Here is a 22906-nt window from a genome sequence, read left to right on the forward strand (position 1 = left end):
AAGTGGGCCTTGCGGCGGGCGACGAGGCGGTGTAACGTAGGGTCTCGCCGCTCGGACATGGCGGCGGTGCTCCTTGACAACTAAACAGTGAGCCGGACGCGAGGCGGGCCGAGGGAGGGTCAGCCTGGCGGTCGGTGGCGGGCCCAGGCCTGAAGAGGTCTGGTGATTCCGGAGCCAGGGTCTGGGAGTCGACGGTCGAGGGCTTGGCGCTGGTGCGGCGGGGCCAGCCTGCGGGCGGATGCCGGTGGGGGCCTGGCCGTGCTGGTGCGAGGCTTTGGTCGGAGAGTTTGATCCTGGCTCAGGGCGAACGCTGGCAGCGTGCCTAAGACATGCAAGTCGAGCGGGCCTGGCGTCTCGGGGCAACCCGAGGGGCGAGGTCAGCGGCGGACGGGTGAGTAACGCGTAGGTAACCTGCCCCCGGGTTCGGGATAACCCCTCGAAAGGGGGGCTAATACCGGAGGGCTGCACCTGGGGCATCCTGGGTGCAGGAAAGGCCCGAGAGGGTCGCCCGGGGAGGGGCCTGCGTCCCATCAGCTGGTTGGTAGGGTAACGGCCTACCAAGGCGACGACGGGTAGCCGGCCTGAGAGGGTGGTCGGCCACACTGGGACTGAGACACGGCCCAGACTCCTACGGGAGGCAGCAGTCGGGGATCTTCCGCAATGGGCGAAAGCCTGACGGAGCGACGCTGCGTGGGGGACGAAGGCCTTCGGGTCGTAAACCCCTGTTCGGGAGGACGAGCAAGGACGGTACTCCCGGAGAAAGCCCCGGCTAACTACGTGCCAGCAGCCGCGGTAACACGTAAGGGGCGAGCGTTGCCCGGAATCACTGGGCGTAAAGGGTGCGTAGGCGGGCCGTTAAGTCCTGGGTGAAAGCCCTCGGCTCAACCGGGGAAGGGCTCAGGAGACTGGCGGTCTTGAGGGCCGGAGAGGGTAGTGGAATTCCCGGTGTAGCGGTGAAATGCGTAGAGATCGGGAGGAACACCAGTGGCGAAGGCGGCTACCTGGACGGTCCTGACGCTGAGGCACGAAAGCTGGGGAGCAAACAGGATTAGATACCCTGGTAGTCCCAGCCGTAAACGATGGGTGCTAGGTGTGGGGGGTGTAGGCCCTCCGTGCCGCAGCTAACGCATTAAGCACCCCGCCTGGGGAGTACGGCCGCAAGGTTGAAACTCAAAGGAATTGACGGGGGCCCGCACAAGCGGTGGAGCATGTGGTTTAATTCGATGCTAACCGAAGAACCTTACCAGGGCTTGACATGCCGGAGGTAGGGAGCCGAAAGGCGACCGACCCGGCCTTGGGGCCGGGAGCCGGCACAGGTGGTGCATGGTTGTCGTCAGCTCGTGCCGTGAGGTGTCGGGTCAAGTCCCGCAACGAGCGCAACCCCTGCCCCGTGTTGCTAACGGGCGAGCCGAGCACTCGCGGGGGACTGCCGGCGACAAGCCGGAGGAAGGCGGGGATGACGTCAAATCATCATGCCCTGGATGCCCTGGGCTACACACATGCTACAATGGCCGGTACAGCGGGTTGCGACCCCGCGAGGGGAAGCCAATCCCTCAAAGCCGGCCTCAGTTCGGATCGCAGGCTGCAACTCGCCTGCGTGAAGGCGGAATCGCTAGTAATCGCCGGTCAGCAAACGGCGGTGAATACGTTCCCGGGCCTTGTACACACCGCCCGTCACACCATGGGAGTCGGCAACACCTGAAGCCGGTGGAGCCAACCCGCCAGGGAGGCAGCCGTCGAAGGTGGGGCCGATGACTGGGGTGAAGTCGTAACAAGGTAGCCGTACCGGAAGGTGCGGCTGGATCACCTCCTTTCTAAGGAGCGCACGACTCCCCTCCCCCACCGGGCCCAGGTCCACCCTGCCTCGAGCCGGCCTGCGCGAAGGGCTCACTGTTTAGTTTTCAGGGAGCGCCGTCCGACCGGGCGGCGCCGTGCGCCAGGGGCGCGGCACCTTGAAAACTGCACAGCGTGGTGAAGCGACGAGCGCCTGAGAAGGCAGAAGCCGAGCCGAAGGCGTCGGCCAAGCGTGAAGGGCCTACGGTGGATGCCTTGGCGCCTGGTGCCGATGAAGGACGGGGCAAGCGCCGAAACGCTCCGGGGAGCCGCAAGCGGGCGTCGATCCGGAGATCTCCGAATGGGGCAACCTGCGGCGGATCATGCCGCCGCATCCGGTGCTGAATCCATAGGCACCGGAGGGGCACCCGGGGAAGTGAAACATCTCAGTACCCGGAGGAGAAGAAAGCAACCGCGATTCCCCCAGTAGCGGCGAGCGAACGGGGAACAGCCCAAACCGGCCGGGTGGCAAAGCCCACCGGCGTTGCCCGGCCGGGGTTGGAGGGCCGCAAGGCCCGGTGGCGGTGGCCGCCGGGGCCGGCCGGTCATCCTGAGCCGAAGGGGTCTGGAAGGGCCCACCGCAGAGGGTGAGAGTCCCGTAGGCGAAGGGGTGGCCGGTCGGTGTTGCGGTACCTGAGTACCACGGGACACGGGGAATCCTGTGGGAAGCTGGGAGGCCCACCTCCCAAGGCTAAATACGCCAGGCGACCGATAGTGGACCAGTACCGCGAGGGAACGGTGAAAAGCACCCCTGACGGGGAGTGAAAGAGAACCTGAAACCGTAGGCCTGCAAAGCAGTCGGAGGGCCAGGCCTGCCTCCTTCGGGGGGCAGGCGGCCTGACGGCGTCCTTATTGAGGAACGGGCCGGCGAGTGGCGGTGGGCAGCGAGGTGAAGGGGCAGAAGCTCCGGAGCCGTAGGGAAACCGAGTCCGAACAGGGCGAATGAGTTGCCCGCTGCCGACCCGAAGCCGGGTGATCTACCCATGGCCAGGGTGAAGCCGGGCTAATCCCCGGTGGAGGCCCGAACCACGTGGTCGTTGAAAAGACCTGGGATGAGCTGTGGGTAGGGGTGAAATGCCAATCGAACCCGGTGATAGCTGGTTCTCCCCGAAATCGCTTGAGGGCGAGCCTCCTGGGGAGCCGGTGGCGGAGGTAGAGCACTGATCGGGTGAGGGGCCGCGAGGCTACCGATCCCGTTCAAACTCCGAATGCCGTCATCGGGGCCAGGGGAGTCAGACGGCGGGGGATAAGCTTCGTCGTCGAGAGGGGAACAGCCCGGACCGGCCGCTAAGGTCCCCCAGCGCGGGCTCAGTGGCAAAGGATGTGGGGTCGCCCAGACAACCAGGATGTTGGCTTAGAAGCAGCCATCATTGAAAGAGTGCGTAATAGCTCACTGGTCGAGCGGCCCTGCGCCGAAAATGGACGGGACTAAGCCCGCCACCGAAGCGCCGGATCGCCCGGCGAAGGGGCCGGGCGGTGGTAGGGGAGCGTTCCGCTTCCGGGGAAGCCCGAGCGCAAGCCCGGGTGGAGGGGGCGGAAGTGAGAATGCCGGCATAAGTAGCGAAAAGACCGGTGCGAATCCGGTCCGCCGGAAGCCGAAGGGTTCCTGAGGAAGGTTCGTCCGCTCAGGGTCAGTCGGGACCTAAGCCGAGGCCGAAGGGCGTAGGCGATGGACAACGGGTCGACATTCCCGTACCACCCCGTCCCGTCATGAGCGATGGGGGGACGCAGGGGGGCAGGCCATCCCGGCGTTGGAGAGGCCGGGTCCAAGCGCGTAGGCGGAGGCGGCAGGCAAATCCGCCGCCTCGAGACGCCGAGACGCGACGGGGAGCGCCCGCAAGGGTGCGAACTGGCCGGGCCTGCACTGCCGAGAAAAGCCTCTAGCCAGGGGCGGGGTGCCCGTACCGCAAACCGACACAGGTCGGCGAGGCGAGAAGCCACAGGCGCGCGAGAGAACCCCCGTTAAGGAACTCGGCAAGTTGACCCCGTAACCTCGGGAGAAGGGGTGCCCCGGTAGGGTGAGCGCCCCAAGCGGGTGCGAGCCCGAGGGGGCCGCAGTGAAAGGGCCCAGGCGACTGTTTACCAAAAACACAGGTCTCTGCGAAGCCGCAAGGCGAGGTATAGGGGCTGACGCCTGCCCAGTGCCGGAAGGTTAAGGGGAGGGGTTAGCCCGCAAGGGCGAAGCTCCGAACCAAAGCCCCGGTGAACGGCGGCCGTAACTATAACGGTCCTAAGGTAGCGAAATTCCTTGTCGGGTAAGTTCCGACCTGCACGAATGGCGTCACGACCTGGGCGCTGTCTCAACGGGGGGCTCGGCGAAATTGAGGAAGGAGTGAAGACGCTCCTTACCCGCGGCTAGACGGAAAGACCCCGTGGAGCTTCACTGCAACCTGGTATGGGATGCCGGCTCTGGATGTAGAGGATAGGTGGGAGCCGGGGAAGCCGGGCCGCCAGGCTCGGTGGAGGCAACCGTGGAATACCACCCTTCTGGGGCGGGCGTTCTAACCCGGACCCGTGAAGCCGGGCCGGGGACAGTACCTGGTGGGCAGTTTGACTGGGGCGGTCGCCTCCCAAAAGGTAACGGAGGCGCCCAAAGGTTCCCTCAGCGCGGTCGGGCATCGCGCGGTGAGTGCAAAGGCAGAAGGGAGCCTGACTGCGAGAGCGACAGCTCGAGCAGGCGCGAAAGCGGGGCTTAGTGACCCGGCGGTTCCGAGTGGAAGGGCCGTCGATCAACGGACAAAAGCTACCCCGGGGATAACAGGCTGATCTCCCCCGAGAGTCCACATCGACGGGGAGGTTTGGCACCTCGATGTCGGCTCATCGCATCCTGGGGCTGGAGTCGGTCCCAAGGGTTGGGCTGTTCGCCCATTAAAGCGGTACGTGAGCTGGGTTCAGAACGTCGTGAGACAGTTCGGTCCCTATCTGCCGCGGGCGCCGGAGATCTGAGGGGAGCCGTCCCCAGTACGAGAGGACCGGGACGGACGCACCGCTGGTGTGCCAGTTGCCCTGCCCGGGGCACGGCTGGATAGCTACGTGCGGACGGGATAAGCGCTGAAGGCATCTAAGCGCGAAGCCCACCCCAAGATGAGATCTCCCATCCCGTCAAGGGAGTAAGACCCCTGCACAGATGAGCAGGTCCATAGGCCGGGGGTGCAAGGCGGGCAACCGCCTCAGCTTCCCGGTCCTAATCGGTCGAGGGCTTGACCTGCGCCCGACTCGGCCGCCTCAAAAGGCGCCTCGCTTCCAAACGCTGTGCAGTTTTCAGGGCGCCGGCCCAAAACCCGGCGCCAAAGTTCCCGGTGGCCATGGCGGAGGGGTCCCACCCGTTCCCATGCCGAACACGGAAGTGAAAACCTCCAGCGCCTAGGGTACTGTGGGGGCCACCCCACGGGAGAGCGGGTCGCTGCCGGGACGCTCTTGATCGGGTCACGGCCTCGATCCCACGAATGGATCCCACGAAAGGGGTCCTGGGTCGAGGCCGTGACGTTTTTGTGGCTCTGCGTAGCACGTCGTGGACTTCGGTGTCGTTTCCGTAGTCGGCAAGGGACGGGAGTTCACGGGCCTCTCCTACCAGTCTCTGCCAGTCCGGGAGCGGCAGTTTCTGGAAACGCTGCACTCTGCGGCATGAGAAGGACCGTAGCGCTCTGTGAAGGTCCTGGGTACACGAAGGGTACCCCTTAGGGGGTACTCGGGAACTGCAACAGGACGGGCTTTTCGGCGGGTGTCCGGGCGAAGGTTCACGCTCGCTTGTATCGGGCTCGGGTGCTCGCTGTCCTCCAGGGGAACCGCGGGTGTGCGGGCGCTCTGACGCGATGGCCCGGGCTCGCTGGCGGATCTGGGCCGGCTGAAGCAAAGGACGGGGCCGAGGTCGGACAGGCCCCTTTAGGGCTTGAGGGGGTTGCCGAACGATGCGGACGTCTGCGGGGGAAGGACGCCGGAACTCGCCCGAACCGGCTGTAAACTGGAGGAGCTCGTGGGCTCGGCGCGCGAGGCAGTTAAAGCAGGAGACGGCGGCGCTTTTCCTGGCCTACCGGGATCCCCGAGTCCCCTGGTACGCCAAAGCTTGGGCGGCGCTGGTGCTTGCCTACGCGCTCACCCCCATCGATCTCATTCCCGATCCGATTCCCGTGCTTGGGCAGCTCGACGCCCTCCTTCTCATTCCCGTCGGCGTGCTGATTGCCCTGCGGCTCATCCCGCCAGCGGTCATGGCCGAGGCCCGGGAGAAGGCGGCGAGAGGGGTCGTCCTGCCAGTAAGCCGGGCGGGCGGCGTCATCGTCGTGGTGCTGTGGGTGGTTGTTGGAGCCGGTGATAAACTGGCTCTCCCGCAAATGTGGTGAACTGGAGCAACCTCAGATGCAGCAAAGGAGCCGGTGGCGTAGCAGGTCCAGTCCCGCTCGACCGTACATCATGCGCTTGATAGTCTTCAGCTTGTGGATCCACCCTTCGGTGGGGCCATTGCTCCAGGGAAGGCGCCATGCCTCGTACACTGCTTGGAAGTCCTGTTCGAGGCGATGGGCGAAGCCCATCAAGGGACGAACCCTCTCCCGCTTGACTGTGTCGATCCATGCGGCCAGGGTGTCGGCGCGACGCTGGCGTGCCATCTGGGCGAACTCCTCAGCAAGGAGCCACACCTTGGCAAAGTGGGCGTCGGTTTCGGCCAGGGAGGTCAGGTAGGCCCGCTCGGCCTGAGAGCGGCGGTTCGGAGCCTGCCAGAACCATCGCCCCAGCTGCCGGGGGGTCACCGGGCGTATGGCGGGCGGTGCCTCCTCTGAACCGCCTGCCGACCGGCGCAGCGCGGTGACGACCGCGGCAACCTGGGAGCGGCCACCCAGGTAGCCCATGGCCCGCAGTTCCCGATAGATCGCCCGCGCATTGCGACATCCCTGCTCCCATCGCTGGAGGATGTAGCTCCGGTAGGGATCGAGCTGGCTCGGGCGCCTGCGGCGGGGCCCTGTACCGGGTACCGTCGCGCTGGTCAGATAGCGCCGCACCGTCGCCCGGCTGAGGTGCAAGCGTCGGCTGATTTCCCGGATCCCGAGACCCTGTGCGTGGAGCGTGCGAACCTGGTCGTAGCGCTCGCGCCGGCGCTGCTGGCGAGCGGCCTGCTCCAGGGCACGACGTCGAAGGGCGGCCTGAGGGGTCGCCGCCAGGGTCGACCCAGGCACCACCGGCGCGGCCGGCGGGGACGGTGCCGCCTCCATGGACGGCAGGCGGAGGGTCTGGAAGTAGCGCTCCAGCACCTCGCCCAGGTTCTCGAGCAGGTGCCACCGGTCGGCCACCTGCACCGCATCCGGTGCGCCTGCCGGATGCCTTGGGCATGACCCTCTGAGCGGTCGCGGACGACGATCTGGACGCCTGGATGGGCGCGTAGCCACGCCGCCAGGGTCTCGGGGGATCGGTCGGGGAGAAGGTCCACCGGCCGTCGGCGTTCCAGGTCGCATAGGATCGTGCCATAGCGGTGTCCTTTTCGCCAGGCCCAATCGTCGACCGCCAGCACCCGAACCGGCGGCACGGGAGGCAGCGGGATCCGCATCACGAGGCGCACCAGGGTATCCGGACTGACGGGGATCTCAAGGGCCCGAGCGATGCGGGAGGCGGCCTCGGCACTCATGGCCAGCGCCAACCTCGCCAAGAGACGCTCAAGTCGGGCGGTTCGCCGGGCATAGCGTCCCACCAAGTACGGGAATGGCTCCGTGAAGGTGACTCTGGGGCATGCGGGCTCCATGCAGAAGAAACGGCGCACCAGGAGCCGCAGTCGGACCGACCGGCTCCCCACCGGCGCGTCCAAGACGGTTCGCCACCGCCGCGAGTGAAGACGTCGGCTCCAGTGCCCGCACTCCGGGCATGCGGCGCGTCTCGCTCGACGCCCCACCACCAACACAAGGGCCTCATCGTCGACACAAGCAAGACGAATGGTATACTGGTCGACGGGTAGGAACGGGTTTCGCACACTCCCTTCACCCCTTGCAGGAAGGCGTGTGCGTCTCTTTCCTACCCGCCTTCTTGTGGACCTTCACCACATTTGCGGGAGAGCCAGTTTTAGACCGGCCTTGACATGGTCGCCGCGCTTCTGGTGATGTGGGCCGCATTTCGCACGCTGCTCGCAGGGCGAAGGCCGGTTTAGCGGCGCCGTGGGTTGAGCGGTTCCACCGGCCGCACGTCGCCGAGGGTACAATAGCCCGTTCCCTGCTGGCAGGGCGAACGCACGAAGAGCGAGTCCTGACCCGTAGCTTCACCCGCGCCCCCTACTTCGCGACATGCCGTAGCCGCAGAATCTCCCGGATCTTGCGCGTGGATACCTTCCGTTGAGCTATTAGGGTGGCCAGCCCTCCTTCCCGGTGCTGGCCCCCACGCTTCGGCCTTGAGCGCCCTTATCCCTGATGGCCGTTTGGTATCCAGCGCCGCCCGTCCCGACGGGGATTACGGGGCATGGCGACCACCGATTACGAGAAGACCGTCCAAAGAGGGCGGCATGGGTCGTGGGCGGTGGTCGGCTTCACCCGGCATCGCTGGTCGACATGGATAGTACGGGGTGGCCGGCATGGATTGTATTCGGTAGTCGGCTTGCCTCGTACTCCGCAACGTGAGCAGGGCGCTGCCGATGTACGTGCTGCAGCTAGCTTCTTCGGGCCGGCCCAACGCTATCGACGACTGGAACAACAACTGCGGGGACGACACGGACCGCGACGTCACCTTCTACTACACCCTGCGGACGCATCGGGTCGGCGCCGTTCGCGTAGCTGGCCATCTCCACCGACGACGTCGCCGGCACCATCCGGGCGCTACACTTGAGAGAACGGCTTCGAGCACCACGTCAGCATCAACATGGCCCGGACGGCCCGCGCCGTGGAGGAGGCTCTGGGCAAGTACTGGGCTGGCAGGTCTACCGGCACGAGGGTTAAGCGGGGCGCACCCCCGCACCGGGACGGCGGCGGGTGGCTCGCCGCCGGCCGCCTGCGGCCCGGGGAGGTAGATGGTTTTCCACCGGCGGGGCCCGCGCTGGTAGGAACTCTACCTGCGCGGGACGAATGGCTGCCGCCGGGGGGGCGCGCATTTCCATGGAGCCCAACGAGGTCGACCGTGCTCGCTACTCGGCGTCCCAGACGCCTCGTTGCCTGCCCCGGCTCAAGGTGTTGTTTCCCCAGCTGCGACCCTCGGAGCAGCGGGTGGCTCGCCACATCCTCGACCATGCGCCGGAGGTGGTGTACAGCTCCATCACCGAGGTGGCCGAGCAGGCGGGGGTCAGCGAGGCCACGGTCATCCGCCTGTGCCGGGCACTGGGTTTCGGAGGCTTTCAGGAGCTCAAGATCGCGCTGAGCCGAGAGATGGTGGCTCCCGAGCGGCACATCCATCAGGACATCCAGCGAGGCGACGACCTGGCCACCGCGATCCGGAAGGTGTATCAGGCCAACCATCAGGCCCTGGACGACACGCTGGCCAACCTGCAGGTGCGTGAGCTCGACGCGCTCATCCGCGCCATCCGCAACAGCCGCCGGATTCACCTCTACGGGTCCGGGACGTCCGGGCTGTCGGCCATGGATGCTCACTACAAGCTGATGCGGATCGGCATCGAGAGCATGCCCTACACCGACGTCCACTGGCGGGCGTCCGGCGCGGCTCTGCTCGGACCCGATGACCTCGCCATCGTCTTCTCTCACAGCGGCAGCACCAAAGACGTCGTCGACGCGGCGGCCCTGGCCAAGCGTCGCGGAGCCACGGTGGCCGCGATCACCAACCGACGCCAGTCCCCGCTGGCGCGCTACGCGGACATCCTGTTGGTCACCGCGGCGGAGGAGACGCCCTTCGGCAGCGGCGGCATACCCTCCATCATCGCCCAGCTGAGCATCATCGACGCCCTGTTCGTGGGGCTGTGCTTGGCCGACTACGACAAGGCCCTGGAGTGGCTCGAGAGGACGGCGGAGGGCGTACGGCCTCTCAAGTACTGACCTCGGACGACCTGGTCGCGGGTTTCGACGCCGGAGGCACCCGCACCGTCTGCCGGATCGGCACCGTGGCCGGCCAGCTAGTCGGGGAGGGCGAGGCCGGACCGGGCAACCACCGGGCCGTCGGGATCGAGCGGGCGCGGGCTGCGCTGGAGGCCAGCTTCCGCCGGGCCTGGGCGGCGGGCCGCCCGGAGCCCGCGGTGGCTGGCGGGCCCACCGGCGAGGGCCCGCCGCTGGCCGCTGCTTTCATCGCTCTCGCCGGTTACGAGGAGACCGACAGCCAAGCGTCGCTCGAGCCCCTGTGGCGAGGGTGGCTTCCCGCCCGGCAGGTGCGGGCCGACACCGACGCGCTGGCGGCGTGGGCTGCTGCGACGGGCGGCTGCCCCGGAGCAGTCGTGGTCGCCGGCACCGGCTCGATGGTCCTGGTGATCGAAGGGTCCGGCCGCCGTACTGTGGTCGGGGGCTGGGGCCATCTGCTGGGAGACGAGGGCAGCGCCTACGACATAGCCGTCCGCGCCATCCGGCGGGCCATCGCGGCGGCCGAAGGCTGGGGGCCTCCCAGCTCGCTGGAGGGCGTGGTGCTGGCGTGCACGGGTTTGCCGGAGCTGCGCCGCCTCATCGGATGGATTTACGACGACCCCGGCGAGGCCAAGCGCCGGATCGCCTCCATAGCTCCCGCTGTCGTGGCCGCGGCCCGAGAGGGTGATCGGGAGGCCCTCCAGCTGCTCTCGGATGCTGCCTTGGAGCTTGCCCGGGCCACCGCTGCCGCGCTGCGACGCTCGGGCCTCCCGACCGATGCTCCGGTGGCCGTCTGCGGCGGCCTTGCCCGGGAGGCGCTGTACGTCCAACTGTTGCAGAGCCATCTCGCGGCCCTCCGCCCGGGCCAGCGGGTGGAGGCCCTGCGACAGCCACCCGTCGAAGGTGCGGTTCTCCTGGCCAGGGCGCTCGCAGGCGCTGTGGACCTGCCCGGTGCCTTGAAGCGGGCCCTCACCTGACCTGCCGGGCCGGGAAGGGGTGAGGATCTCCCCGCCGGGTGCGGCGCGTGTAGGGCCGCAACGTTTTATTAGCCGCTCGGAAGGAAGTCTTCACCCAACGCCGAAATATCAGGTTGCTGAATGACAAAACCGCACCCATTCGCGTCACCGGGGAGGCCGCAAACGAGATGAGCGAGTATGCCCGGCCCGCCTACCGGGTGGGGGTCGCGCGACTGGCCATCACCCCGCCTCCAGGCACCCTGCTGGTGGGTTACGCGGCGCGGACGGGAGCCGCGGCCGACGTGCACGACGATCTTTTCGCCCACGCCATCGTCGTAGACGACGGGACCCGCACGGCGGCCATCGTCTGCGCCGACCTGTTGAGCGTGCACCCGGACGTGGTCGGCCCCGCCCGAGGCATCGTCGCCCAGCGCACGGGCCTCGACCCGTCGTGCGTCATGATCGCAGCGACGCACACCCACTCCGGGCCTCCGGCGGCGGTGACCCCGGTGATGGACGAGCGGGAGCGGGCCTACGTGGCGTGGCTCCCCTTCCAGGTGGCAGGCGCCGTCGAGCTGGCCATGCGGCGCCGCTCGCCGGCACGGTTGGCGGTCGCCCGGGGGATCGTGCGGGCGGGCGTCAACCGGCGGCAGGTGCTACCCGACGGCCGCGTGGTCATCGGGGAAGATCCCGCCGGGCCGGTCGACCCCTACCTGACCCTCATCCGCATTGAGCGCGAAGACGGCGCACCGGCTGCCCTGGTCGTCCACTACGGTTGCCACCCGGTCTGCCTGGGCCCCGACAACCTGAGCGTCTCCGCCGATTACCCGGGATCGCTGAGGGCGACGGTCGAGAGCGTCATCGGGGTCCCTTGCATCTTCTGGCAGGGCACGGGGGGCGACGTCAACCCTCGAGGCCGGTCCAATCCCGGCTGGCACTTGGTCGACTCCGTGGCGCGGGCCCTCGCGACGGAGATAGGAAGGTTGTGGCACGGCCCGGGCTGGGCAGAGCTCTCGGGACCGGTGGGGGCGGCCCGCCGGACTCTGGTGCTGCCGGTGGTGACGGCGCCGGAGCCCACGGAGGCCTCCCTGCGGGAGCTGAAGCCCTTCGTGGCGAGCGGCTCCCTGGCGGCTCTCCGGGAGATGCTCGATCGGCGGCTGCCGTGGTCGGCCCAGCTGGCGCCGCCCGTCCGGCCGGGGGAGCCGGTGGGGGCCCTGATGGAGGTGCAGTGTGTGCGCATCGGCGGCCTGGCCGTGGTCGGCCTCGCGGCCGAGCCCTTCGCGGAGATCGGCCTCGCCATCCGGGAGGCCGTGGAGGACCGGTCAGGCCCCCATCCGGGGCGTTGCGTGGTGGTGGGGTACGCGAACGGTTGCGTCGGGTACCTGCCGTCCCGGCGGGCCCACCAGATGGGCGGCTACGAGGTCGACGAGGCGTACCTGGTTTACCGGCTGCCGGGCCCGCTGGCGGCAGGGGTGGGTGAGGAGGTGGTGAGCGAGGCGGTGCAGCTCGCGCGAAAGCTCCTGGCGAACGGCGTCCGCTCGCCGCAAGGGTGAGCGGAGGCCCGTTATGGGCCTGGCACGGAGAGGAGGTCCGCACTCATGGGCCACAGGCGGGCAACTACGTGGGCGATTCTGTGGCTGGCGGTGTGCTCGGCGGTGGTGAGTCTCGCCTCCGTCGCGCCGTCGCGGGCGGCGAAGGTGACTGAGATCATCTACCTCAGCGCCGGGACGGCCGAGGTCGAGCAGAAGCACGACCGCAAGTGGGTGGAGGAGTTCAACCGGACCCACCCCGATATCCGGGTCCGCTACGAACTGGTCAGCTGGGCCGACCTTTTCCCTCGGGTGATGGCCTACATCGCGGCGGGGACGCCTCCGGACGTGGCCTGGTATGCGCCTCGCCAGCTCAACGACTGGTATCGCATGGGGATCCTGGAGCCGCTGGATGCCTGGCTGGGGGCCACCAAGGACGAGTACCTCCCGGCGTTGACGGAGCCGGGCAGCGACGTGGTGTACGGCGGGAAGATGTACGGCGCTCCCTTCACGCTGGTCGGCCTGGGTCTGGTGGCGCGGCGTGACTTGCTGGCGCCGCTGGGCGTCGACGTGGACGGGATCCGTACCTGGGAGGACTTCGCCTCGGCCGCCGCCAAGGTGACCAACAAGCCGAGGGTCTACGGCACGCTGTTCAGCCTCGGAGAGCCCCGGCTGACCGCCCATCACGCGGAGTCGTTCTGGCCCAGCAACGGCCTCGTCAACCTGACCGACTTCGACAAGAAAGAGGCTTACGTCGAGGTGCTCCGCTTCCTGGACGGGCTGTTCGACTACATGCCCCCGGCTCAGGTCAGCTGGGTGCACCGGGACAACATCGCGGCGTTCGTGAGCGGGACGATCGCGCTCTTCGAGACGGGTTCGTACTTCCACGGCGACCTCATGCCCATCGCGCCGGACCTTTTGACGGCCAAGAACGCGGCGGTGCTGCCGGTTCCGTTCGGCCCCCGCCTGCAGGCGCCCGTCACCCCGGTCTACACGGTCGGGTACGTCATGTTCAAGGACTCCCGCAACAAGGAGGCCGCCGCCGAGTTCATCCGGTTCATGACGCAGCGCCGGGTTGTCAACGAGTGGCCGATGAACATGGCTCCGAAGACCGGCCTGGGCGTGGAGGACAGGGTGCGCGCCCTCGGGCCGCAGGTGCGGTGGTGGCAGGAGCGCTGGCTCGACCTGATGAACACGACCCGTCTGGTGGGCGTGCAGCCGTACTCTCCGGCCGAGGAGATCGATCGCATCTTCACCCGCCAGATGCTCGCGCTGTTCCGAAGGCAGCTGACGCCGGAGAGGGCCTACGAATCGTTGCGCAACGAGATCGGGGCCGTCATCGCGAAGTGACGGCCGGAGCAGCGGTCGGGGCTTCCTCGCCCGGCAGGAAGACAGGGGGGCCCGCGACGGCCCCCTGTCTTGCGTGACAGTTCGTGGGGAGAGGCTGACGGCGTACGGTGACTCGGGCTGGCTCGTCGGGAGTGCATTCAGCGGCGGCGTTGGGGCCCCGCCGGCCCCGGTTGGCCCTCGGGACCTACTGGGGGGCCGTGCTCCAGCTGCCCGCGCTGCTCGTCGCGGCGTTGCTGGTCGCATGGCCGGTGGCATGGGTCGTCTACCTCAGCTTCCGGGACATGTACCTGCTGCGCAGCTTCTACGAGTCGACCTTCGTCGGGCTGCGCAACTACGCCCGCCTGGCGGCTTCGCCGGACTTCCGCTCCTTCGTCTGGCATACCGGCCTGTGGGTGGTGGGCACGGTGGCGGGCGAGCTGGCCGTGGGCATGGCGGCGGCCCTGCTGCTCAACCGGCCGGGGCGCCTGGTGGGGGTGTGCCGCGGCGTGCTGCTCATCCCCTGGGTCGTGCCTCCCGTGGTGGCGGCCGTCGTCTGGCGCTGGCTGCTCGATGGGCAATGGGGGGTCATCAACCGCCTGCTGCTGGCCACCGGCATCGTGCGCGCCCCGGTGCTGTGGCTGGGCGACCCGGTGGCGGTGTGGCCCACTCTCATCGCCGTCACGGTGTGGAAGGCCTTTCCGTTCGCGTTCGTCAACTTCCTGGCTGCGCTCCAGGGGATCCCTTCGGAGGTGGTGGAGGCAGCCCAGGTGGACGGCGCCACGCCCGTCCAGGTACTGCGGCACATCACCCTGCCGCTGGTCTATCCGGTGGTGAAGGTGGTCACGCTCCTGCTGGTCATCTGGAGATCCAACGAGTTCAACATGATCTGGGTGATGACGCAGGGTGGCCCGGGCAACGTCACCATGACGCTCGCTCCGGCGATCTACTCCATGGCGTTTCAGTTCTACCGGGTGAGCCTGGCCTGCGCCGCGGGCGTCGCGTTGATGCTCGTGCTGTTGCTGCTGGTGGGGTCCTACGTCCGTCAGGTGCGCGGGGAGGGGTGAGGCGGAGTGCGTCGGGGCGTTTTCCCGCGGGCCCGCGCCGCGCAGCCGGCCCGCCGGCTTGCCGAAGCGGCGCGGTGGGCGGCCATCGCTTTGCTGGTGGTCTGGGTCCTGGGGCCCTTCGGTTGGGGGCTCCTCAGCGCGCTGACGCCGCCCGAGCTGCTCTATCGGTCGGATGGGCTCGTCCCGCCGCGGCTGACGGCGGACAACTTCCGGGCGGTGGGCCGGGACGATGCGTTTCGCGCGACCTTCGCCAATTCGGTGGGCATCGGGGTGCTGTCGGCCACGTTGACGTCGGCGGTCGCGTGCGCGGCGGGCTGGGGAGCCGCGCGGTTCCCGGGGCGGTTCGCCTCCGCGTCGATGGCGGGCCTGCTGGTCACCCAGCTGCTCAACGGGGTGCTCGTCGTGGTGCCCCTGTTCGTGCTGCTCGCGAGAGTGGGCCTCACCAACACGTGGACGGGGCTGGTGCTCAGCTACGCCGGCTTCACCGTACCCTTCTGCACGCTGCTGCTGCGCAGCCTGTTCGCCAACTTCCCGGCCGAACTCGAGCACGCGGCGCTCATCGACGGGTGCACGCGCCTGGGCGCCTTCTGGCGGGTGACGCTGCCCCTGTCGCTGCCGGGCCTCGTGGCGGCGTGGCTGTTCGCCTTCGTCCACGCCTGGAACGATCTCCTGTACGCCCTCGTGCTGTCGCGAGATCTCCGGACCATGACCGTGGCCGTCCACATCCACAACCTGGCGCACACGCAGTTCGCCGGCACCAACTGGTCGTTCATCCTGGCCGAAGGCGTGGTCGCGGTGATCCCGGCCGTGGCGGCGTTCCTCTATCTTCAACGGTACATGGTCCGGGGTCTGACCCAGGGGGCGCTCACCGGGTGATGGGACGGGCGCCGTCCTGTGTCGGGTTGAAAGGAGAGACCGCTTCGTGAGCGGCGACGCCAAGCGGGTGATGGTGGTGGGCGCGGGGATCATGGGCGGTATGCACGCCCGCGCCGTGGCGTCTCGGGGCGACCTGCGGCTCGTGGCCGTCGTGGACAGCCTCCCCGGCGCCGCCGAGGCGCTGGCCGGACGGCTGGGCGCGGCCTGGTACACCGACGTCGGCGACGCCATCGACGCTCAACGCCCCCAGGTGGTGGTCCTCGCGACGCCCGACTGGGCCCACCGGGGGCCGTTCGAGGCGTGCCTGCGCGGCGACGTGGAGACCATCATCGTGGAGAAGCCCCTGGCGACGACGGTGGAGGACGCCGAGGCCATGGTGCGCGCGGCCGCGTCGAAGGGGGTGATGGTGCTCGTCAACTACTCCAACCGCTGCGATCCGCTCCTGGTCGCCACGCGGTGGGCCGTCGAGGCGGGGCTGGTGGGCGACCCCGTCTACCTGGACCTGCGGCTCGACGACGACGTGTCCGTGCCGCGGGGGTTGTGGGGCGGGCGCAGCCGCGAGTGGGCGGCGCGCAGTTCGCCGCTCCACTTCCTTCTCCCCCACCTGGTGGATCTGGCGGCCTGGCTGCTCGGCGGGGTGCGCCTCCACGTGCGGGCGGCCTCGGCGACCAGCCGGGTGTTGCCCGATAGCCTCGATCTGGTCGAGATCCTGGGGAGCACGCCCGCCGGCACGGCCGTACGGCTCAAGTCGGAGTGGGTGCGGCACAGTTCCAGCCTCGTGGAGTTCGACATCTCCATCACGGGCAGCCGGGGCACGGTGGTCTACCGAAAGTTGTCGGGGCCGCTGGCGCAGCCCGGATGGTGCCTGGTCGTGGAGCCGTCCGAGCCGGATCCCGCCCTCGATGCCTTCATACAGCGGGTCGTCGCCAACTGGCGGGCGTCGGTCTGCGTCTCCCGGTCGTCCCGGACCGACCCCGACCGGCGGATGAGCTGGGTGCAGGTCGCGATAGGGCCGACGTCGGGGCCCCCGGGCTTCGCCTACCTGCTGGACGCTGCCGTCGAACGCACGCCCGTGCCGGCACGGTGGAAGGCGCTCGGCGCCGGCCCGCTGCCCACCGGCGAAGAGGCGCTGGCCTGCGTCCGGGTGCTGGCCGAGGCGGGTCGGCTGCTTCGACCCGCCGCCGGCCGGGAAGGACCGGCGCGGCGGGAGGCGGAGGGTTGATGGCCATCTCTGCTCTCGCCGATGGGGGCGAGGAGCAATGAACGGTCGCGCAGCCAGCGTCCGCTACCTGGAGCGTGCCATCGGCGCCCTGCGCGCCCTGGCCGACGCCGAGGGCCGGACGCCTGGCGGCCCCATCGAGCGGGCGGCCCGTCTCGTGGCGGAGGCGGTCGGGTCCGGACGGCTGGTCCACGTCTTCGGCTCCGGCCACTCCCACATCCTGGCCGAGGAGGCCTTCTTCCGGGCGGGTGGCATCCTGGGAGTGGACCCCATACTCGAAACGGCGCTCATGCTGCACGAGGGGGCCCGCAAGAGCACGTCGATGGAGCGCCTCTCCGGCTACGCCCGCGTCATCGCCGAAGACCGGGAGTTCGAGCCCGGCGACGTCCTCATCGTGGCCTCCAACTCGGGGCGCAACGCCGTTCCCGTGGAGCTGGCCCAGGAGGCGAAGCGGCTCGGCCTGAAGGTCATCGCCATCACCTCCGTCGCCCACTCGGCGGCCACCCCTTCCCGCGCGCCCAGCGGCCTGCGGCTCTTCGAGGTGGCCGACGTGGTCGTCGACAACCTGGCTCCGCTGGGCGACGCGTGCCTCGAGGTGCAAGGCCTCGACCGGCCGGTCGGTCCGCTGTCGACGGTGACCGGGGCGGCCATCTTGAACGCCGTCATGGTCCGAGCCATCGAACTGCTCGCCGCCCGCGGGTCGCCCCCCTCCGTCATTCCGAGCGCCAACCTCCAACCGGCGGACGGGGAGCCGGACCCGGTGGTACGGCTGCCCAGCCGCCGGGGCCTGCGCCATCTTTGAGAGGTCGACAGGGACCATCTCCTTGGTCCGGGCGGGGGCGGCTCGCACCGAGCCCGCCCTCGACATGGAGCGAGAGGGGCGCCCGAGTGGGCGCCCCTCGCCGCGCTCCGTGCCCGCGCGTCGCCGGGTGGGCTCAGCTGGCGGGCGGCTCCGAGGCCGCCGCCGGCGCGCGATGCGCCCGAACACCATGCAGTTGAGGATGTAGGCGCCGCTGCCGGGGTAGTAGCTGAGCCATCCGCCGCTGGCCGCGCCGGCCGCGAACAGCCGGGGGATCACCTCGCCGAACCGGTTGAGCGCCCGCGCCTCCTTACTGATCCACGAGGTGCTTATACGTGCCCTCCGCCGAGTCACTCACTCTGGCTGCCTTTCTGCACCGCCATCTCGGCGGTCATGATGATGCCGCCGTTGAGGGCGGTGCTGCCCGGGCCGAAGGCGCCCCGCTCCCGTACCAGCACGCTGGCGCGCGGCTGGCCGCCTCAATGGCGTCAGCCGAGCCGGGTCCGCAGTGGCCCATCACGACCACGTCGGCCTCGTAGTCCCACCCGGCGGCCGTGCCAGCCGCGGCCATGGACAGACTCCCCGTACGGCCGGGGCTCCCCAGGCCGTTCGGAAAGAAGTTCCGAACCCGACAGTACCCTGAGCGGGCATAGCGGTGGGCATGCAAGGCGATTGGATGGCTGCCAAGTGTTAACAAAATGACCTAGTTGCCTCAAAACAAAAGGTATCTGAAGGGGGAGACGTTGCCTCATAACGAAACGTACTCATCCGGGTTCCTCCCTCCGGTTCGGGTGCCTTTGGACCAACCGGTAGCCTCGCCGAGGTAGGCACGCGCCACCCCCTTATCCACAGGCGATCTCCTCTCGGGCCTCCGCCGCGGTGTTGGGGACGGCGCCGGGGCGCTGCGCGGCTCGAACCCGGTGCCGGGTAAGCTCCCGCAACTGCTCCTGCAGGGCCGTGATCCGCCGGCGCAGCGCCGCGGGGTTGAGCGTGGCGTAAAGGGCCCGCAGCGCGGCCTTGTCCGCCTCCGACACGTCCGGGGAGGCCAGCACCCGGGCGTAGGGGGTGGCGGGGGCGTCGTAGATGCGCCGCACCCGGGCCCCGTGGCGTTCCTTGCGCACGAGCTTCTGGGTGGGCTGGAAGAAGTTCGTGTAGAGCCGAAGCTCGGGGTACAGCGTGTTGAGCAGCGCCACCTGTTCGGGCGTGTCGTAGCGCAGGTAGCCCACGTAGTGGCGCACGACCGCCCAGTTCTTCTGCTCCACGTGGCAGCTGTCGTTTTTCTGGTAAGGGCGAGACCGGGTGAACGTAAGGCACCGGCTCTCGCAGAAGCGCTTCAGGTGGGCGTTGATGAACTCGGCGCCGTTGTCCGAGTCGATGCCCCGGATGGGGAAGGGAAAGGCGGGCAGCGTCCGCTTGAGGGCCTCCAGGACCCAGCGCTGGGCCTTGTTGGGGACGGCCACCGTCACGGTCCACCCCGTGGCCACGTCGACCATGTCCAGGGTCTGGGCAAAGTCCCCTTTGGGGTTGCCCCCGTCGTGGCCAACCAGGTCAATCTCCAGAAAGCCCGGATGGGTGTCGTCCCACTCGGCGAAGGTTCGGATGGGGATGGCGCCTTTCAGCAGGCTGCCCGGCTTGGTGCCGCTGCGGCCCTTGATCTGCAGCCGCTGGCGCTCCCGGGCCAGCAGCCGGTCCACCGTCGCGGCGCTGATCCGCAGCAGGCGCTCCCGCACCTCAGGGGTGAGGCTCAGCTCCCCCCAGCGCTCGAGGATGGGCACCACCTCCGGCAGAAACGGCGCTAGGCGCTTGCCGGCCGGGAAGCTCAGGATGGCCCACACCTTCACCAGCGCCTCCTTCACCTCCCGGGTGTAGACCGGAGGCCGCCCGGTCCGGTGCACCCGTACCCGGGCCACCCGTCGCGAGCCGGGTCGGCTGGCCTGCCGCAGGGCTCGGGCGGCATAGGAGCGGTTGTAGCCACACAGTTGCTGCAGCTGACTCAGGATCTGCGCTTTCTCCTTCTTCCGGGCCTTGCGGTAGCGCTCGGCGAGCTCCCGCACGACGGCCCGCCGCTCGGGCAACGAGAGGGGCACCTCCTGCGCCTCCTTCGGCTTCATGGTTGGAGGCTCCTTTCCAGGCGCAGGGGGCTGGGCCTGTTCGAGTACCTTTTAGTTTTGAGGCAACGACCCCATTTCGAGTACTTTTCTTTTGAGGCAAGGCCATGACTTGCCTCCACATTCATGGAATGGCATCATTGGGCCGTAAGACGCGTAGCCACCGCCATGCACATCGAGACCGCCCGCCGCCGGCAGGGCGTCAAGGTCTACACCTATCACCTGCTGCACCAGAAGACCTGCCCACTGGCCCGCTTCGGATACAACCGGGACAAGAAGCGGGGCAAGAAGCAGTTCCGCGTGGGGCTGCTCACAAATGACGAGGCCTGTCCGGTGGCCGTGGAGGCGTTCCGCGGCGACGTGGGGGATCCGGAGACGCTACGGGCCCAGATTGCTCGGGTCCGGACTCCGTTCGGCATCGAGTGCGTCGTGTTCGTCGGCGACCGGGGCATGATCGTCAAGGCCCGATTGAGCGACTTGGAGGCGGTGGGCTTCGGGTGGATCACGGCCCTGCGGGCGCCGGAGACCCAGAAACTGCGGGATGAGGGGTTCTTTCAGCCGGGCCTGTTCGACCGGCGGGACCTGGCGGAGATCGCCGACCCCGACCGGCCCGGGGAGCGGCTGGTGGTCCGCTACAATCCCCTGGTGGCCGAGGCGCGTCGGCAAAAGCGCGAGGCGCTGCTTTCGGCCACGGAGCGGGAGCTGGCCAAAATCGAAGCCCGGGTGCGCCGGCGCCGCCGCAAGCCCATGACGGCGGATGAGATCGGGGTGGCCGTGGGCAAGCTGCTGGGCCGCTGGAAGATGGGCAAGCACTTTCGCCTCACCATCCGCGACGGGCACTTCGCCTTCCAGCGGGACCCCGCATCCATCGCCCGGGAGGCGGAGCTGGACGGGTTCTACATGCTGCACACGAACGTCTCGGCCGACCGGATGGACCCGGTCCAGGTGCAACGCACCTACCAGTCGCTGCACCAGATCGAGCAGAACTTCCGAGCGATGAAAAGCGCCCTGGACCTGCGCCCGGTCTACCACCGGCTGGAGGACCGGGTGCGGGCCCACACGTTCTTGTGCATGCTGGCCCTCTACGTGCGCTGGCACATGGAGCGGGCCCTGCGGCCGCTGCTCGAGGAAGACCCCCGCCAGTCCTTCGAGGGGCTGATGATGCAGCTTGAGACGCTGCAGCGCCACACCGCGGAGGTGGCCGGGCAGGAGGTCACGATCCTCGGCGAACCCGAACCCCTCCACCGCCGGATCTTCCAGCTCTTGGGGGTTCCCCTCGCAGCCAGAAGGGGTGCACCGTTGAATCCCCTTGAAATGCGGTCGTCATGGGCACTGACACCGGATCGGAGGCCAGGAACTTCCGCCTAGCGTGACTTTACGAGTTATGTGCGCGCGATGGGCCGAAAAGAGCGTCATGACCGGCCTTTGGGGTGGGTGCCGGTGTATTACCCCAGCTCAAGGGGCCAGGGCGGCCAGCTCGAGCAGGTCGAAGAGGAGGCGCTGGCGGGGGGACATCTCGGAGAGGGTCAGATGGCCGGGGATCTTGGACGCGAGGGGGTAGAGGTGGGCCACCTCGTGGATGCCCCCCAGCGTGTCCACCAACTCAGGGATGCTGTCGACCGGCGGCTCCATCCCCCGGGCCTGGGCCCGGCGGTGCACCTCGCGCAGCAACAGGGAGGCGAGGGCCAGGGCCATCACGCAGTAAAAGGCGTGCACCCGGATCTTGCCGTCGGTCCAGTGGAACATGGGCCGAAAGCTTTCGAAGTGGGGATCTTTCATCTGCCGGATGGCCCGCTCCACGTGCGCCTGGCCCCGGTAGGCGGCCACGATCTGCTCGTCGGTCCAGCTGGCCTGGTCGGTGAACAACAGCGTCTTGCCAAAGCGCCGCTCGGCCAGGGCCTGCAAGGCGGCATGGTCGATTTCGAAGTGGAGGGCCGGCAGTCCCTCTTCCAGGCGGAGGTCAATGTGAATCAACTCGTGCAAGGACTCTCCTTTCAAAATGCCCTCGACCTGGCGTTTCACGCCCTCCAGCGTGGGCGGCTGGCCGCGTCGATGCTGGCGATAGCGCTCCAGGCGGGCGCTGATCTCCCGCAGGGCCTGGGTCGCCTTTTTCAACTTCGTCGTCATGCCCTGGAGTTGCCCCAAGAAGAGCGTTTCGTGGTAGACCAGCAGCACCGTGTGGGGCCGTCCGAAGACGGTCTGGGTGGTCCGGTAAGCCCAGTGCCCGGCCCACTGCCCTTGGAGGGGGTGGAAGGCGGATTTGGGGATGGAAAGCAGGTCCGGATGCTGGGAGGGGACCAGGGAGCCCACCACGTGGTAGCCTTGCAGGTGCTGGTAGTTGGGGCGGGCGTTGTTGCCCTTGTCCAAAATGAGGGTGATGTCCTCGCACTGCTCGGCCAGCATCCGGTAGCGTGCGACCAGTTCGTCGACGACGCTTTCGAACTCCCGGCTGTCGTGCCGATGGCCCGGGTAGGCGTCATGGAAGAGCGGCACGTGGAAATCGAGCGTCACCAAAAGGGCCAGCCCCACCTGCTTGAGGTCGAAGCGCTTGGCCTTGCTCGCCCCTCGCTGGGGGATCGCGGAGTCGGTGGCCGAGTCGATGTAGGTGACGAAGTTGGTGGTGTCGTAGACGAGCGCCCGCAAGTCCAACGCGAACTCCCGGACCATGTGGGCGGTCAGGTCCCGCTCGATGGCCCGCAACGTTTCGGCATCCAGGCGGTCCATGTGATCCCAGAAGCGCTGGCTGGAAAGCTGCCGGGCCTTCACATGGGGCATCAGCCGGCGCAGCACGGTGCCTTCGAACCACTCGCCCATCTTCGCCTTGCTGGTGGGCGCCACCGCCCGGTTGAGGGCCGCGATCAGCATGTACTCGCCCACGCTGGGGCCCTGGTCTCGCTTGGGGGCGTGGGCGTCGACGTGCTCGACGAGGCGCAGCCTTCGGGCGATGGTCCACAGGGCGGCCACCGCGCCGAAGTCGAAGAGCTTAGCGGTGACCGGCTTGGGGGTCGGCTCCTCTTTGCGCCGGACGATGTCCTCCAGCTTGCCCAGGTACTTCTGCCAGACGATGCGGGGCTGGCCGTTCACCCGCCGGACCTCGACGGCGTAGTAGTACAGGCCGTTCCCCTTGCGTTTCCGAATAATGGTAGCCACCGGGCGTCTCTCCCCTCGGGGGTAATACGCCCTTCGCAGTCCGGACCCGAAGATCCTGCTGCCCGCGGCCAACATTTTGGGC

General features: G+C 68.4%; 13 protein-coding genes, 3 rRNA genes and 2 pseudogenes. 14 read left to right on the forward strand and 4 right to left on the reverse strand.

Annotation, left to right across the window (positions count from 1 at the left end; all coding sequences use genetic code 11):
* Positions 1-275: 275 nt before the first annotated feature.
* The 5 genes and pseudogenes from VLY81_RS02795 (at position 276) to VLY81_RS02810 (ending at position 6170) form a co-directional block, all read left to right on the forward strand.
* Positions 276-1814 (forward strand): 16S ribosomal RNA (locus VLY81_RS02795).
* A gap of 204 nt (positions 1815-2018) precedes the next feature.
* A 23S ribosomal RNA gene (locus tag VLY81_RS02800) occupies positions 2019-5041 on the forward strand.
* Positions 5042-5128: 87 nt separating this feature from the next.
* Positions 5129-5245, forward strand: a 5S ribosomal RNA gene (gene rrf / locus VLY81_RS02805).
* Together the 16S, 23S and 5S rRNA genes form the textbook arrangement of a ribosomal RNA operon.
* 496 nt (positions 5246-5741) lie before the next feature.
* Positions 5742-5984, forward strand: a pseudogene (locus VLY81_RS14500) (YkvA family protein); the annotation flags it as partial.
* 18 nt (positions 5985-6002) lie between these two features.
* Positions 6003-6170, forward strand: a complete 168-nt coding sequence (locus VLY81_RS02810; protein ID WP_324669509.1) for a hypothetical protein — start codon at positions 6003-6005, stop codon at positions 6168-6170.
* Positions 6171-6182: 12 nt separating this feature from the next.
* Here the strand turns inward: VLY81_RS02810 and VLY81_RS02815 are convergent, their stop codons facing one another.
* A complete protein-coding gene (locus VLY81_RS02815) occupies positions 6183-7118 on the reverse strand; it encodes a transposase (RefSeq protein WP_324669510.1) in 936 nt (311 codons plus the stop codon).
* 23 nt (positions 7119-7141) lie between these two features.
* Positions 7142-7783: pseudogene (locus VLY81_RS14505) on the reverse strand (ISL3 family transposase); the annotation flags it as partial.
* Between the two features lie 1108 nt (positions 7784-8891).
* Between VLY81_RS14505 and VLY81_RS02820 the strand changes: the two are divergent.
* From VLY81_RS02820 to VLY81_RS02855, 8 genes are all read left to right on the forward strand, one after another.
* Positions 8892-9779: a MurR/RpiR family transcriptional regulator gene (locus VLY81_RS02820; RefSeq protein WP_324669511.1), complete on the forward strand. Its 888-nt coding sequence runs from the start codon at positions 8892-8894 to the stop codon at positions 9777-9779.
* Positions 9734-10771, forward strand: coding sequence for an N-acetylglucosamine kinase (locus VLY81_RS02825; protein WP_324669512.1), 1038 nt, complete (start codon positions 9734-9736; stop codon positions 10769-10771). The genes VLY81_RS02820 and VLY81_RS02825 overlap by 46 nt, the downstream gene beginning before the upstream one ends.
* A gap of 167 nt (positions 10772-10938) precedes the next feature.
* Positions 10939-12303 carry a neutral/alkaline non-lysosomal ceramidase N-terminal domain-containing protein gene (locus VLY81_RS02830; protein WP_324669513.1) on the forward strand — a complete coding sequence of 455 codons (1365 nt, stop codon included), beginning with the start codon at positions 10939-10941 and terminating at the stop codon, positions 12301-12303.
* A gap of 144 nt (positions 12304-12447) precedes the next feature.
* Entirely contained in the window at positions 12448-13629 is a 1182-nt protein-coding gene (locus tag VLY81_RS02835) for an ABC transporter substrate-binding protein (RefSeq protein ID WP_324669514.1), read from the forward strand.
* 170 nt (positions 13630-13799) lie between these two features.
* Positions 13800-14672, forward strand: a complete 873-nt coding sequence (locus VLY81_RS02840; RefSeq protein ID WP_324669515.1) for a carbohydrate ABC transporter permease — start codon at positions 13800-13802, stop codon at positions 14670-14672.
* A 6-nt stretch (positions 14673-14678) separates the two neighbouring features.
* Positions 14679-15548: a carbohydrate ABC transporter permease gene (locus tag VLY81_RS02845; protein WP_324669516.1), complete on the forward strand. Its 870-nt coding sequence runs from the start codon at positions 14679-14681 to the stop codon at positions 15546-15548.
* A gap of 46 nt (positions 15549-15594) precedes the next feature.
* Positions 15595-16770 carry a Gfo/Idh/MocA family protein gene (locus tag VLY81_RS02850; protein ID WP_324669517.1) on the forward strand — a complete coding sequence of 392 codons (1176 nt, stop codon included), beginning with the start codon at positions 15595-15597 and terminating at the stop codon, positions 16768-16770.
* 37 nt (positions 16771-16807) lie between these two features.
* A complete protein-coding gene (locus VLY81_RS02855; RefSeq protein WP_324669518.1) occupies positions 16808-17569 on the forward strand; it encodes an SIS domain-containing protein in 762 nt (253 codons plus the stop codon).
* An 839-nt stretch (positions 17570-18408) separates the two neighbouring features.
* Here the strand turns inward: VLY81_RS02855 and VLY81_RS02860 are convergent.
* A complete protein-coding gene (locus VLY81_RS02860) occupies positions 18409-19677 on the reverse strand; it encodes an integrase catalytic domain-containing protein (protein ID WP_324669519.1) in 1269 nt (422 codons plus the stop codon).
* Between the two features lie 165 nt (positions 19678-19842).
* Between VLY81_RS02860 and VLY81_RS02865 the strand changes: the two genes are divergently transcribed.
* Positions 19843-21042 carry an IS1634 family transposase gene (locus tag VLY81_RS02865; RefSeq protein ID WP_324669520.1) on the forward strand — a complete coding sequence of 400 codons (1200 nt, stop codon included), beginning with the start codon at positions 19843-19845 and terminating at the stop codon, positions 21040-21042.
* An 87-nt stretch (positions 21043-21129) separates the two neighbouring features.
* Here VLY81_RS02865 and VLY81_RS02870 read toward each other — a convergent pair whose 3' ends face one another.
* Entirely contained in the window at positions 21130-22824 is a 1695-nt protein-coding gene (locus VLY81_RS02870; protein ID WP_324669521.1) for an IS1634 family transposase, read from the reverse strand.
* Positions 22825-22906: the final 82 nt, after the last annotated feature.

It is taken from the genome of Limnochorda sp. LNt, assembly GCF_035593265.1.
Taxonomy (GTDB): domain Bacteria; phylum Bacillota; class Limnochordia; order Limnochordales; family Geochordaceae; genus Geochorda; species Geochorda subterranea.